Annotated in this window: 13 protein-coding genes; 10 read left to right on the top strand and 3 right to left on the bottom strand. The window is 70.1% G+C overall.

What is annotated here, in order from left to right:
* Nucleotides 1-183: 183 nt before the first annotated feature.
* Nucleotides 184-612 (top strand): hypothetical protein, encoded by a 429-nt coding sequence (locus JD77_RS10315; RefSeq protein ID WP_145774070.1) that lies wholly within the window; start codon nucleotides 184-186, stop codon nucleotides 610-612.
* Nucleotides 613-709: 97 nt separating this feature from the next.
* Here the strand turns inward: JD77_RS10315 and JD77_RS10320 are convergent, their stop codons facing one another.
* Nucleotides 710-1540 (bottom strand): PIG-L family deacetylase, encoded by an 831-nt coding sequence (locus JD77_RS10320; RefSeq protein ID WP_145774071.1) that lies wholly within the window; start codon nucleotides 1538-1540, stop codon nucleotides 710-712.
* Between the two features lie 91 nt (nucleotides 1541-1631).
* On the opposite strand from JD77_RS10320, the gene JD77_RS10325 reads away from it, so the two are divergent.
* Together JD77_RS10325 and JD77_RS10330 are read left to right on the top strand one after the other, a co-directional pair.
* Nucleotides 1632-2327, top strand: coding sequence for a hypothetical protein (locus JD77_RS10325; protein WP_246140600.1), 696 nt, complete (start codon nucleotides 1632-1634; stop codon nucleotides 2325-2327).
* Between the two features lie 184 nt (nucleotides 2328-2511).
* Nucleotides 2512-3729 carry a low temperature requirement protein A gene (locus JD77_RS10330; RefSeq protein WP_170286414.1) on the top strand — a complete coding sequence of 406 codons (1218 nt, stop codon included), beginning with the start codon at nucleotides 2512-2514 and terminating at the stop codon, nucleotides 3727-3729.
* A gap of 4 nt (nucleotides 3730-3733) precedes the next feature.
* Here JD77_RS10330 and JD77_RS10335 read toward each other — a convergent pair whose 3' ends face one another.
* Together JD77_RS10335 and JD77_RS10340 are read right to left on the bottom strand one after the other, a co-directional pair.
* A complete protein-coding gene (locus tag JD77_RS10335; protein WP_246140601.1) occupies nucleotides 3734-5440 on the bottom strand; it encodes a vWA domain-containing protein in 1707 nt (568 codons plus the stop codon).
* Between the two features lie 147 nt (nucleotides 5441-5587).
* The gene (locus JD77_RS10340; RefSeq protein ID WP_145774075.1) at nucleotides 5588-6880 is read right to left on the bottom strand and encodes a serine/threonine-protein kinase; all 1293 of its coding nucleotides are present in this window, start codon (nucleotides 6878-6880) and stop codon (nucleotides 5588-5590) included.
* A 267-nt stretch (nucleotides 6881-7147) separates the two neighbouring features.
* Here JD77_RS10340 and JD77_RS10345 point away from each other — a divergent pair, with 267 nt between their 5' ends.
* The 7 genes from JD77_RS10345 (at nucleotide 7148) to JD77_RS10375 (ending at nucleotide 12522) form a co-directional block, all read left to right on the top strand.
* Complete coding sequence (locus JD77_RS10345; RefSeq protein WP_246140602.1) at nucleotides 7148-7849, top strand: alpha/beta hydrolase; 702 nt, start codon at nucleotides 7148-7150, stop codon at nucleotides 7847-7849.
* Between the two features lie 274 nt (nucleotides 7850-8123).
* Nucleotides 8124-8420, top strand: coding sequence for a GYD domain-containing protein (locus JD77_RS10350; RefSeq protein WP_145774076.1), 297 nt, complete (start codon nucleotides 8124-8126; stop codon nucleotides 8418-8420).
* A gap of 145 nt (nucleotides 8421-8565) precedes the next feature.
* Complete coding sequence (locus JD77_RS10355; protein WP_145774077.1) at nucleotides 8566-9132, top strand: sigma-70 family RNA polymerase sigma factor; 567 nt, start codon at nucleotides 8566-8568, stop codon at nucleotides 9130-9132.
* Nucleotides 9133-9213: 81 nt separating this feature from the next.
* Nucleotides 9214-9972, top strand: coding sequence for a zf-HC2 domain-containing protein (locus JD77_RS10360; RefSeq protein ID WP_145774078.1), 759 nt, complete (start codon nucleotides 9214-9216; stop codon nucleotides 9970-9972).
* Nucleotides 9973-10082: 110 nt separating this feature from the next.
* Entirely contained in the window at nucleotides 10083-10664 is a 582-nt protein-coding gene (locus tag JD77_RS10365) for a copper chaperone PCu(A)C (RefSeq protein ID WP_145774079.1), read from the top strand.
* Nucleotides 10661-11881 carry a Dyp-type peroxidase gene (locus tag JD77_RS10370; RefSeq protein WP_145774080.1) on the top strand — a complete coding sequence of 407 codons (1221 nt, stop codon included), beginning with the start codon at nucleotides 10661-10663 and terminating at the stop codon, nucleotides 11879-11881. The genes JD77_RS10365 and JD77_RS10370 overlap by 4 nt, the downstream gene beginning before the upstream one ends.
* Before the next feature lie 32 nt (nucleotides 11882-11913).
* Nucleotides 11914-12522, top strand: a complete 609-nt coding sequence (locus JD77_RS10375; protein WP_145774081.1) for a copper resistance CopC family protein — start codon at nucleotides 11914-11916, stop codon at nucleotides 12520-12522.
* Nucleotides 12523-12676: the final 154 nt, after the last annotated feature.

The following is a 12676-nucleotide window of genomic DNA, read 5'->3' on the forward strand; positions in this document are numbered from 1 at the left end:
ACAAACAGAACCCCACTCGACCGCTGTCGTCTGGCGCCATCCCAGGTGAACGATATGCCTCACTTGGACTTTCATGAACCAGGCCACCGGATGGATCCGTTTTCCCGTAGACGGACGCGATAGCGCATCTCAGGCGCAAGTGATCCGCGGCAATGTCCCACTTCAAGGCCCCAGGAGGCCCAGATGACAGCTTTGACTCGCACGCGCAAGGCGTGGCGACCAGTCCTGATCGGCGCCCTGGCCCTGGCAGGGATGGCCACCACCGCGACGCCGGCAAGTGCGGCGACCACCAACCGCACCGGACTCTGCAACAAGTCGACGACCTACTCGTCGACCCTGGAGTTCCCCTCGTCGCCCATGAGGTCCCCCTCGCGTGGCGCCGCCGCCCAGGGCCTGCCGGCGGGTGAGGGGTTCTCCAGCCCCTTGGTCGCGCCCGGCAAGTGTTGGAGCATCGAACTGCGCGCCGGCAGCACTCAGACTGTCCAGGTGTATGCCCACAGGAACGGCTCGACCGTCCGCATCGGCTCGTGGACGATCAAGACGGGCGCGCACAACGTGTTCCGGACCTACGGCACGATCTGCTCGCCCTCCCTCACGTATCGCACTAGCTGACGGCCGAAATCGCCCCGCGCGCCCTTCGTGGACGCGCGGGGCCGGGGCGAAATCGCGTACTACACCCGACTCGGCCCTGACCGCCATGCGTGCTCGGTCAACGCAGTCCGGCGAACAGGTCGTCCTCGGGCGTCGGCGAATCCGTGGTGTCGCGGACCCGGACAAAGGTCTCCACGCCCATCAGCTCGGTGAATCGTTCCTGACCGAGTTGCAGGAAGAAGATGTTCTCGGCCTGACTGGCGTGCGCGGCCAACGATTCGAACTTCTGCGCGCCGTAGGCGCTCGTGTCCACCCAGGTGGTGATCTCGTCATCGGGCAGGCCGAGCTGCGGCATATCCTCCGACGGCCCGTCCGGCTCCGGAAACTCGACGCCAATCTCCTTCATGACGCGGCCGAACTCCTGAAACGCGCTGCGCGGCACGGTGGTCCAGTACACCTTTGCGGGGATGTCCGTCCGCTCGACGGCGGCCATCGTGATGCGGTGCGCCTGGATGTGGTCCGGATGGCCGTAGAAGCCGTTTTCGTCATAGGTGACGACGACGTCCGGCCGATAGCGCCGAATCAACTCGGTCAACCGGTCGGCCGCCTCGGCCACCGGCGTGTTCCAGAACGAGCCGGGCGCGTCGTTGGCCGCCCAACCCATCATCCCGGAGTCGGCATAGCCGAGCGTCTCCAGGTGCGTGACCTTCAGCGCCTCGCAACTGGCCGCCAACTCGGCCCGGCGCATCGCTGCCACGGCCTCCGGGTCGTGCCCCGGGTCGCCCGGTTTGACCCCGCCGGGCCCATCGCCGCACTGCCCGTCCGTGCAGGTCACGAGCACCGTCGTGATCCCCTCCGCCGCGTACCGGGCGAGGATGCCGCCAGTGCTGGTCGCCTCGTCGTCGGGGTGCGCGTGCACCGCCATCAAGGTCAGAGATCGCTCAGCCACCCCACCACCATACGATGGACGTCCGACGCACTAGCATTGCCGCGGTCCGCGACGGCGGCTGAATCGAGGCGAGATGCGTTGGCTCCGGCAGTTGCTGGGTAGCAGGCGAGTCCAGCTCGATCCGGGGCGGCAGCAGGCACTGCTGCGGGACGTCCGGCACGGGTACGGCACCCACTCGCAGGTCCGGTTTCCGGAACAGGTCGAAGCGATCACTCGGATCTTGAACGACGACGACGGCCTGGTGGTGGCGGCCCGGATCGTGAGCGAAGCAGCCGACGAGGCCCACGCGGACCTACAGGCCCAAGCCCAGGACGTACACCGACGGACGGGCCGGCGGCTCCTGGTGCACCGCCGTAACTACCGGCCGCTGTGGAAGGAGGCCGGACCGGCGCTGCGGTGGCCCCTGTTCGCGCTGCCGTGCGGCTTCCACCCGTACGCGCAGGTGGCCGCCGCCGTCGTGGTGGTCGGCAACCGGGCGCGCCGGCTCGGCCAGGTGACCGACCCGAACCTGCTCCTGACCCGCGTGTTCGAGGTGCTCGACGTCACCACCGTCGGCTTGGAGTACGGTCAGATACGGGTGGACACCGATGCCGCGGCCCTGGCCGAGCGACTCATCTCGACCGCCGGGCAGGTTCTCGTGGCCATCGACGACCCGCCCCGGCTGCCGCCCCCGGTCCGCGAGGTGATGCGCCGCAACAACACCCTCGATGTCCACGACCCAACCGGTCCCCGAGTGGTCGGCAAGATCAATCTGGGCGCGAGGATGCGGGAGACTCTCCTGGTCTGAAACGCCGCGGCGGGACTCACCGGGGCGGGAGCCCGCCAACACGATCCCGTAGCGCAAGAGAGCTACCGGCGGCATCCTGCTCGGGCCCGGAGACATCGACGGTCACCGGTGTGGGCCCTCTCCTGCGGCTGTACATCACAGAAGGCGCCGGTGAGCCGCGGTCGTACGGGCGACCATGAACGGTATGGGGGATCGGGAAGGCGGTGGACAGGGTCAGGACCTGTTGCAACGTCGCGAGGACGTGCGGCAGGCAAACTTCCTGGAACTGTTCGTCGATCTGGTGCTGGTGTTCGCCCTGGCCGGGGTGGTAGCCCGGGTCGCGCGGGACATCGTCAGTCAAGACGTTGTCATCCGGTGGCGGTCAATGGCCTACCTACTGGTGCTGTCGCTGCCGCTGATCTGGGTGTGGACCACGACCGCGCAGGTCACCAGCTGGTTCGACCCCCGCCGTCCCAAGATCCAGTGGATCGTCCTGGCCAGCGCCTTCGGGATGCTGGTCATGGCGTCATCAGTGCCGCACGCGTTCGTCGGCCGCGGGTGGGCGTTCGTCCTGCCGTACGTGATCCTGCAGTGCGTTCGGCCGCTCGTCCTGATGCCCGCGCTACGCGGACACCCCCTGCGGCAGCTCTACCTCCGGTCGGTGCTGTGGTTCGCGGCCTCGGCGGTGATCTGGTTCGCCGGCGTCACCGTCAGCGGCGGCGCCCGGGCCGCCGTGTGGGGAACCGCCGTGGCCGTGGACATCATCGCCGCACAGCTGCGCTGGCCGGTACCAGGGATGGCCCGACCGCGGGTCAGCGCGTGGGCCATGGAAAGCACCCATCATCTCCCCGAGCGCTACCAGCAATTCCTGATGATCGCCCTCGGGGAGACCGTGCTCGCCGTCGGCATCAGTTTTGCCGGGCAACGAGACACTCCGCTGGCCTTCACGGTACTGGTGGTGGCGTACCTGTCGATCGTGCTGATGTGGCGCATCTACTTCTACCGCTCCGGCCAGGTCCTCGCCGAAGCCGTCGCCGCCGCGGAAGACAAGTACGGCGCCGGCCGCGCCACCGGCACCGCCCACATCCTCATGGTGCTCGGCATCCTCGCCACCGCCGTCGGATTCGATATCATATTGACACATCCGGGCGGCTCGCCCGAGCCGCTGTGGCTCGTTGCGAGCCTCGGTGGCCCGGCACTGTTCCTCTACGGCCGCATCCGCCTGGAGCGCGTCGTGTTCAACCGGCTCTCCCTCCGCCGCGTCATCGCCATCGCCACCCTCGCGGTCACCGCCATCCCCCTGTACTTCGTCCCGCCGCTGGCCGCCGCGATCGTGGCCGCGCTCGTACTACTCGCCGTCGCCCTCGCCGACGCCCGCCATGCCGCCGGCCGTCCCCCCGAGGCCCCCTCCCCGGCGCACTAGCCAACTAGAAACTACTGACCAGCTTGACGAATGCGTCGTCGATCTTCGCCGGGTCGCGGGCGTCGAACGCCTTGCCCGCAGACGTCTTGGCGATCCGGTCCAGCGTCCCGAAATCGGACTGCTCATCGAAGGCGATGCAGAAAATCTTGACCGGTCGTTCCGGATCCAACGTGACGTCCTTGAGCAACTGGGCGAGATTGTTGTCCTTGTTGTACTCGTTCTTGCCGTCGGTCAGCACGACCACCGCGTTGATCCGGGACTGGTCGTAGTGGTCGAGCATGTGACGGTGTGCCGCCCGTACGGTGGCGTACAGAGCGGTGCCGCCCTCGACATGGAGATTGTTGATCTCATTGGTGAGCGCCTCCTGGTCGAACGCCGACAGCCGGACCTCCTCGCTGTACGGCGACTTCGGCCGCTGTTTCGTCTCGGACGAAAACGACCAGAGCGCGACCTGGTCCTCGGAGTTCAAGAGGCCAAAGCCCTTGGCGGCGGCCCTGGTCGCCACCTGGAACCTGGTCCGGTCACCGATCTTTGCGTTCATCGAACCGGACGTGTCGACGGCCACGAGGATGTTCGCCTTCTTGCGCAGCGTGCCCCAGCCCGCGAGGATCGCCTTGACCACGGTGGGATCCGGCGGGTCGAAGTAGGTGAGATCTTGGGCCCCGCGCCCGCCGACGGAGGCGACCAGCGGGCCGGACGCGTTCCGCTCGTGATCGCGGAACCCGAGCCGGCCGAAGCTCCGCTGCTGCGGCGACTCCTGGAGGAACGCCAGGAAGTCGGCAGCGGCGGCACGTTGCTCCGGGCTGGCCGAGGGGAGGACCACGTACGGGTGGTCGAGGTTGAACGTGCCCTCCTTCGGATACACCGCGACCAGCGGGACCCTCGGCTTCTCGCCCCGGGTCGGGCTCAGTTCCCCCTCGTTGTACTGGTAGACCAACTCCTCCTGCGTCACCACCGCGCTCATGTCGGTCTGGGCCGCCGTGCCGGCGCCGAGCAGGTCCGCCTCGGCGCGGTCCTTCAGCAGATCCACGATGTCGTCGCTGTAGTGGGACACATTGGCCTCGATGCGGCGGACGAACTGGGTCACCGCCGGATTCGCGAGGTCGCTCTCGGTAAGGTCGCTGGCCCGGTTGATGGCGGCGTAGTACGTCGCGATCGTGGCCGCCAGCCCAGAGGTGGACAGGTACGGGTTGACCTTGCCGAAGGTGAACCGCCCCCACTCGGGGCGACCGAAGGTGGCCCAGCCCGTGCGCCCGGACAAGCCCAGGATCTCACCCCAGCCGAGTGGGCCCTGCTGTTGGAGCAGCTTTCCCTTCGGTTGCGGCATGGCGATGACCAGCGGGCTGTTCGCGATCGACGGGTACCGGCCGGGGGTCTGCGCTGGGCGCCCGGCGGCCTCGTCCAGCAACTTCAGCTGCCCGGTCCACAGGGTCGACGTCGGCATCCACACCTGCGGCCGTGGCAGGTTGGGCTGCTTGACTGCCCAGTCGCCGGCCAGCGCGTCCATCGTCGCACCAGAGGTGAGGCCATGTACGGTCACCACGGCGCACCGGTCGCCGACCCGCCGATCGCTCTTGTTGTAGCGTTCTGCCAGCTCGCCGAGCAGCACGTCCTTCTCGGTCGACGAGCTGACCTCCAGCGGCGTGCACCCGACATCGGCCGCCGGCTGGACGATCAGGTAGGCCGCCGTGACGACCGCGACTCCGGCCACGATGGCCGCGGTGTACGGCAACCACGGCCGGGCAGTCGGTCGACCTGAAACCATGTGGTCCCTCCAGGGTGTCGGCTGACGGCGTCGACTTCAGCCGCCAGCCCGGCCGAGCCGCGGGGTGCGGACCGACCGGATCGTGTTCGTGGGTCAGGGCCCCTCGCGGAGCACGGTCGTGGCCTGGTCGACTGTCGACGCCTCCGGGGGATCCGGCTCGGTGCTTGGAGCCAACGCGGCGCCGACCAGCAGGCGGACGACGTACACCACGACGAAGGTCACCGCGCCGGTGAGTGCCGCGGCGTCGACCGCCGTCGACGCGACGTAGCCGGACGCCATGCCGACCGCACCGAGGAAGATCGCGATCGAGATCCCCCACGGGTCGCCGGACTCCCGACGGAGCCGAGCCGGCCAGGGGCCCCGCCGTACCGGGGCGATGGGCTCGCTGTCCTCGCGCCGCGTCGGGGCGTCGGCCACGCGCGTGACCGGCGGGTGCTGGGGGATGTCGGGCAGGCTTGGCCTGGCCGCATGGCCCAGGGGCGGGGATCCGGGCGCCGGGTACGACGGCGCCGGTGCGGTGGCGGCTTCGTTGCCCTGCTTGAGGACGGTCTCCAGCAGCAGGTCCGTCGAGGGCCGCGCGGTGTGCCCGAGCAGCCGCAGCAGGACCTGTTCGGCGTTCGGCCGGGCATCCTGGTCCTTCTCCAGACACTGCCGGATCAGGTCGTCCAGCGCGTCGGAGAGGCCATGCAGGTCCGGTGGCTCGTGCAGGACGCGGTTCATCACCGCGACGATCGAATCGTTGCCGAACGGTGGCCGGCCCGCTGCGGCGAAGGCGATGGTCGCCGCCCAGGCGAACACGTCACAGGCCGGACCCACCCGGTGGTTGTGGAACCGCTCCGGTGCCATGTACGGCGCGGTTCCCATGACCTGCCTGGTCATCGTCTCGGTGACGTCGAGTGCGCGCGCGATGCCGAAGTCGATCACGCGTGGGCCGTCCCGCCCGAGAATGACGTTGTCCGGTTTCAGGTCGCGATGGACCACGTCGGACTGGTGGATCGCGGTCAACGCGGTGGCGGTGCCAACGGCCAGTCGGTGCAACGCGTTCCCGGAGATCGGGCCCCGCTCACGGACGTGCCGCTGCAGGGTCGGGCCCTCGATGAACTCGCTGACCACGTACGGTGGGTCCGCGTCGACATCGGCGAACAGGATCTGAGCCGTACAGAAGGGGGCGACCCGTCGCGCGGCGGCGATCTCCTTCGCGAACTGAGACTTGATCCGGGGGCTCTGGCGCAGGTCAACATTGATCATTTTGACCGCCACCCGGTTACCGTTCCCGTCCATGCCCAGGTAGACGGTGCCCTGGCCGCCCGCCCCCAGCCGCCCGATCAACTGGTACGGCCCCGCCGTGCGTGGATCATGCGAACTCAGCGGCGTGGTACCCGGCATCGCTGCCCCCTGTCAGCCCGGCCATTGTGACTCCATCGAAACCGTTGACGAGCCGCGCCGATGCGACGGACGACACGGGTATGGTGTCACGCCTCCGCCAGCACGAAAACCCGCCTCACCTCCCGCCGGTCGAGTAGCGGTTCCGGTCGAGTAGGACTGCCCGGTTCCCGGGCCCGAGCCCTGGGCCGTCGAGCGCCAACTCGACGGCCCAGGAAGAAGAAGCATCACCCTCGCCCACCGGGCGAGTCTCAGCGCAACGCTCCTTCAGTGAAGGGACAGCATTTCATGCTGTGGAAAGGCAACCCGCCCCGACGACGGGTGCCGGCCCGGCCCGGCACCTGGGGGACGGCGCTCGCGACGGTCGGCATTGTGGTGGTCGGCATGGTGACGGCTGACACGACCCCCTCCGCCGCGAGCGCGACGACAGCCCAGACGCCAGCCATCGACTGGCGGCCGTGCGCCCAGGACGCCGACGCCCAGTGCGGCACCCTGTCGGTGCCGATCGACTGGGACCACCCGAAGGGACCAAGGTTCGACCTGGCGCTGGCCCGCCGTCCTGCGAAGGAGCCAGCCGCCCGGGTGGGAACCCTCGTCTTCGGCCCCGGCGGGCCCGGAGACTCCGGCGTGAGCCGCGTGGTGAACGGCATCAGCCGATTCAGTCCCGAGATCCAGCGCCGGTTCGACATTGTCAGCTTCGACCCACGCGGAGTCGGCGCCAGCAGCCCGGTCCGCTGCTCTACTGATCTGCTCAACCAGCGACCCGCCACCGGGTACAACTGGGCCACGAACGTAGCCCGACAACTCGGCCGACGCGGAGTGCTTCTCACCTACCTGGGCGCCGGCCACGGCATCTACAACGCCACGGAGTGCACGAGGGGGACGCTCGACCGTTACCTGATCGACCTGGCCGTGCCCGCCCCGGGCACCAACTGCCCAGCCGCCGAGCCCGTGCCGACCACCGCCGGATAGTCGAGGGATGACGGATCTGGTCGGGGCTTGAACCACAGACCTCGCCGCATTTCGATCTTCGACCCGCGCCGACCGCGTCGCGCCAGCTCAGGCGCCAGCCCCGACCTTGACACGGGCCCTATAAAGCGATGGCTGGGCCTGGCTCGCCGGGGCGCGGGACCGCCACCCTGTGATCGCGCGCACCGCTCAATCTGGTGCGCACTTGATGCAGGTTTCGGTCATTATGCCCAGAATCGGCCTTTACGATGAGGTCTCTTCATGGAGGTGAAGGACCATGCCGACGTATGTCGCCTTGCTGAACTGGACCGATCAGGGGATCCGAGGCTACAAGGACACCGCGAAGCGCGCCGAGGCCTTCGCCGCAGCGACCCAGAATCTCGGGGCGAAGCTCCTGAAGATTTACTGGACCGTCGGTCCGTACGACCTCGTGGCCGTCGTCGAGGCGCCCGACGACGAAACCGCCGCCGCGGCGCTCCTGCAGCTCGGCGGAGCGGGCAACGTCCGTACCGCGACCCTGCGGGCCTTCGATCCGGAGGAGATGGATCGCATCATCGCCAAAACCGCTGGCTAGGGCCTTCCACACGCTGCCTACGACAGGTGGGGCGTGCGGCACCTACGGCAGCCCCGGCGGTGCCGTACTCTGGCACGGAACTACTACAGGTCGTCGTTTTTGAAGGCGAGCGGCTGCGTGGCGGGTCCGACGCGGAGGTATCAGGGTGACTGATGACGCGGATATCACCCTGTGGGCGCTAGCGGCGGGCCGCGGTGACCGGGACGCGGCGGCCCGGTTTGTCGGGGCGACTCAGCACTCCGTGCGTCGTTTCCTTGCCGCGTTGATCTCTCCAGCGGAGGCCGACGACCTGGCGCAGGAAACCTATCTGCGGGCGATGCGGTCGCTGCCGTCGTTCGCCGCACGCTCGTCGGCGCTGACGTGGCTGCTCGTTATCGCCCGGCGGGTCGCTGTCGACCATGTCCGCACGGCATCGGTCCGGCCCCGCACGGTGCCGATGTCGGACTCCTTCGACATCCCCGATGCCTCGCGTAGCGGGTTCGATCGGCAGGTGGTGTTGGAGCGCCTGATCGCGGCGTTGCCTGCGGACCGGCGGGAGGCGTTCGTCGCCACGCAGGTCCTGGGGCTGTCCTACGCGGAGGCGGCGGAGGTGTGCGGTTGCCCGGTCGGGACGATCCGCTCCCGGGTGGCCCGGGCCCGCGCGGACCTCGTTGGCTCGGTGAACTCCCAGCCGGTCGGTCGGCGGCGGGAGCCGGGCGATTCCGCGGGCTGAGCTGGGCCCGACCTGCTGCGGAGTGACCCGGAACGCACCGCGTGTGGGAACCAGTCGGGCTGCGGCCGCGACTACCGGTACGTGGGGTGTGAGCAGTGGCGTGAGATTCTGTCGGCACAACTGGACGGTGAGGCGACCGCCGCCGAGCAGGTCGGGGCCGACGCGCACCTTGACGAGTGCGCCGGCTGCCGCAGCTGGCTGGACCAGGCCGCGGCGATAACGCGGCGTGCCCGGCTGACCGTCACCGCCCCGGGGCCGGATCTGTCCGACACGATCCTCGCCCTGCCGCCTGGGGCCGCACCCTCCCGCTGCGGTCTCCGGAAGCGGGTCATGCTCACCCTGCGGGGCCTGCTGGGACTCCTCGGCGCCCTGCAACTGGTGCTCGGGCTGGCGCAGGTCGGCCGGGGGCCGGCCGGTGGGCACAATCACGCGGGTGTGCTCGGCTCGGGGCATCTGTGGCACGAGTCGGCGGCGTGGAACGTGGCGGTCGGCGCCGGGTTCCTGTTCGTGGCGGCGCGGCGCACCCGGCCGACGGGGCTGGTGCCCATGTTGAGCGCGTTCGTGGGCACGTTGGTGCTGCTGTCGGTCAACGACCTGCTGACCGGGCGGGTCGACACGACCCGGCTGGTCAGCCACGGCTTCCTCCTCGCCGGGTACGCGATCGTGGTGGCGCTGTCGTGGTCGCGGCTGCGGCCCGACGGCCCGCAGGCGCGGGGGCGGGGCGACCGTCCGGGCTGGCGACTGAGCGTCGACGAGCCAACGGAACCGGCACCGGCCCAGCTCCGGCTGCTCCCGCCGCACCCGGGTACGGCGCAAACCCGCGACCGCCGGGTGGCCTGAGCCCACCGCCCCACCCAGGGCTGGGATATAAATCACGTTCGTCCCGGAACTTTCCATTTGTCGGGGTCGACCAATCACCCGACGGAATCAATCAGCGAAGGGGACCACCCATGCCCCGCACCACCGCCGCCAGCGCCCGTCGTCGCCCGGCAACCCTGCTCGCCGCTGCCGCGGCCTCCCTCGCGGTCGGCGTCGCCGGCTGCGGCTCGTCGGACGGGCCGCCAGCGCAGCCGAGCCCGTCGGCGTCGGTGTCCTCAAGCGCCGCACAAGGGGTCCTCGGTATCCGGGACCCGTGGGTGAAGGCCGCCGACAAGGGCATGACCGCGGCGTTCGGCACCCTCGTGAACGACGGCGACACCGACGTGACCATCACCGCCGCCACCACCGACGTCTCGCCCATGGAGCTGCACGAGATGACCATGAAGGACGGGAAGATGGTCATGCAGCCCAAGCAGGGCGGCATCATGATCAAGGCGCACAGCAGCACGACGCTGCAGCCCGGTGGCGAGCACCTGATGCTGATGGGCCTGAAGCAGCCGGTGAAGGCCGGCGACGAGCTGACCTTCGCCCTCACCTTCGCCGACGGCCGTACGCAGACGTTCACCGCCGTGGCCAAGCCGTTCACCGGCGCGCAGGAGACCTACTCCCCCGGCCACGACCAGCCGACGCCGAGCATGAGCCCGGCGGCATGACTCCCCCCACTCGCCCGGTGAGCAGGCGTGGCCTGCTCACCGGCGGCGCCCTGACTGCGGGTGCGCTCGCCGGCGCCGCCGCCGTCACCGCCGCCCGCCCCGACGACCCGAAAGCCCGGCCCGCGGACGCGGTGCCGATCGCCGAGGTCGGCACCGCGGTCGAGCCGTTCCACGGGGCACGGCAGGCCGGCGTCGCCACCGACCCGCAGGCGCACGCGGCGTTCGTCGCGTTCACCCTCAACCCTGGCACGGACCGGGCCGCGTTGGGTCGGATGTTGCGCCTGCTGTCCGACGACGCCGCCGGGCTCACCCAGGGCCGCCCGGCGCTGGCCGACACCGAGCCCGAGCTCGGCCTGCTGCCCGCCCGGCTGACTGTCACCTTCGGCTTCGGTCCCGGCCTCTACGCCGCCGCCGGTCTCGCCGACCGGCGGCCACCGTCGGTGGCAGACCTACCGCCGTTTCGGATCGATCGGCTCCAGCCCCGCTGGTCCGGTGGGGACCTGCTGCTGCAGATCTGCGCCGACGACCCGCTCACCGTCGCCCACGCCCAACGCGTTCTGATCAAGGACAGCCGCCCGTTCGCCACTGTCCGTTGGGTGCAGCAGGGCTTCCGCCGCGCCGCAGGCACCGAACCCGGCCGCACCCAGCGGAACCTGTTCGGCCAACTGGACGGCACCGCCAACCCCAAGCCGGGCGGGCCGCTCGAGACCGCCGTGTGGGTGCCCGACGGACCGGCCTGGCTGCGGGACAGCACCACCCTGGTCGTCCGCCGGATCAGCATGAACCTGGAAACCTGGGACCTGCTCGGCCGCGCCGACCGGGAACTCGCCGTCGGCCGGCGCCTCGACACCGGCGCCCCGCTCACCGGCAGCGCCGAGCACGATCAGCCCGACTTCGCCGCCACCGACCCCGGCGGGCTCACCGTCATCCCCGACTTCTCCCACCTCAGCCGCTCGCACGTCACCGACGGCCGGATGAGGATCCTGCGCCGCCCCTACAACTACGACGGCACCCCCACGCCCGAGGGGCACGCCGACAGCGGGCTGATCTTCACCTCGTACCAGGCCGACGTCACCCGACAGTTCCTGCCCATCCAGCAACGGCTGGCCGAACGTGACCTGCTCAACGAATGGACCACTCCGATCGGCTCCGCCGTCTTCGCCATCCCACCCGGCTGCCCCGACGGCGGCTGGGTCGGCCAGCAGCTACTCGGCTGACCACCATCAACCAAAGGGAAGAACCGCCAGTCATGCCCACTCGAATCCGCTGGCTGAGCTGCGCCGGCCTCGTCGTCGCCGTGCTGGCCGCCATGGCGGTGCTGCTGGCGCCGGCCACGCCCGCCGCCGCGCACAACAGCCTGCAAGCGGCCGACCCGGCCCGGGACGCTCGTCTCTCCGCCCCGCCGACGGAGATCACCCTGAAATTCCTGCAGAAGCTGGATCCGGCCTTCACCACCATCGTGCTCAGCGACGCCAGCCAGCGGAAGGTCCCCACCAGCGAACCTGCCGTGAGCGGGGCCACGGGCACGGTGACGATCCGCCAGCCGTTGGCCAACGGCGGCTACACCGTCGCCTACCGGGTCGTCTCCGCCGACGGGCACCCCGTGCAGGGCTCGTACTCCTTCACCGTGGCCGACCCCGCCGCCAGCGCCAACGCCCCGACCGCCAGTGCCACCCCGGGCCTGGCCGCCTCTGCCGCCAACACCGGCGCCGGCTCGCCCGCCTCGGTCAGCCCGGCGGCCTCGGCCCGCCGCTCCGACGGCTTCGGCCCGATCCTGCTGGTGGCCGGCGGGGTCGCCGTCGCGGCCGTCGTCGCCGGGGCCGCGCTGGTGCTGCGTCGCCGCCGCGTGACCTCCTGACCGAGACCGCGCGGGCTCCGTGTATTGGTTTCGCCTGCCCTCCACCTGATAGGGGCGATTGACGTGCCAGAAATCCGTTCGGGCCAGGATCGCCCGCACCGTGTCCCGGAAGGCCCTCGCGCCATCCGGACGTCGGCCGGAGACGACCAAGCCC

It is taken from the genome of Micromonospora olivasterospora (genome assembly GCF_007830265.1).
In the GTDB taxonomy this organism is placed as follows: Bacteria; Actinomycetota; Actinomycetes; order Mycobacteriales; family Micromonosporaceae; genus Micromonospora; species Micromonospora olivasterospora.

Excerpts from the sequence above, each read along its gene's own strand:
- JD77_RS10315 (WP_145774070.1), top strand. The coding sequence starts at position 184 with ATGACAGCTTTGACTCGCACGCGCAAGGCGTGGCGACCAGTCCTGATC.
- JD77_RS10330 (WP_170286414.1), top strand. The coding sequence starts at position 2,512 with ATGGGGGATCGGGAAGGCGGTGGACAGGGTCAGGACCTGTTGCAACGT.
- JD77_RS10340 (WP_145774075.1), bottom strand. The coding sequence starts at position 6,880 with ATGCCGGGTACCACGCCGCTGAGTTCGCATGATCCACGCACGGCGGGG.
- JD77_RS10350 (WP_145774076.1), top strand. The coding sequence starts at position 8,124 with ATGCCGACGTATGTCGCCTTGCTGAACTGGACCGATCAGGGGATCCGA.
- JD77_RS10365 (WP_145774079.1), top strand. The coding sequence starts at position 10,083 with ATGCCCCGCACCACCGCCGCCAGCGCCCGTCGTCGCCCGGCAACCCTG.
- JD77_RS10370 (WP_145774080.1), top strand. The coding sequence starts at position 10,661 with ATGACTCCCCCCACTCGCCCGGTGAGCAGGCGTGGCCTGCTCACCGGC.
- JD77_RS10375 (WP_145774081.1), top strand. The coding sequence starts at position 11,914 with ATGCCCACTCGAATCCGCTGGCTGAGCTGCGCCGGCCTCGTCGTCGCC.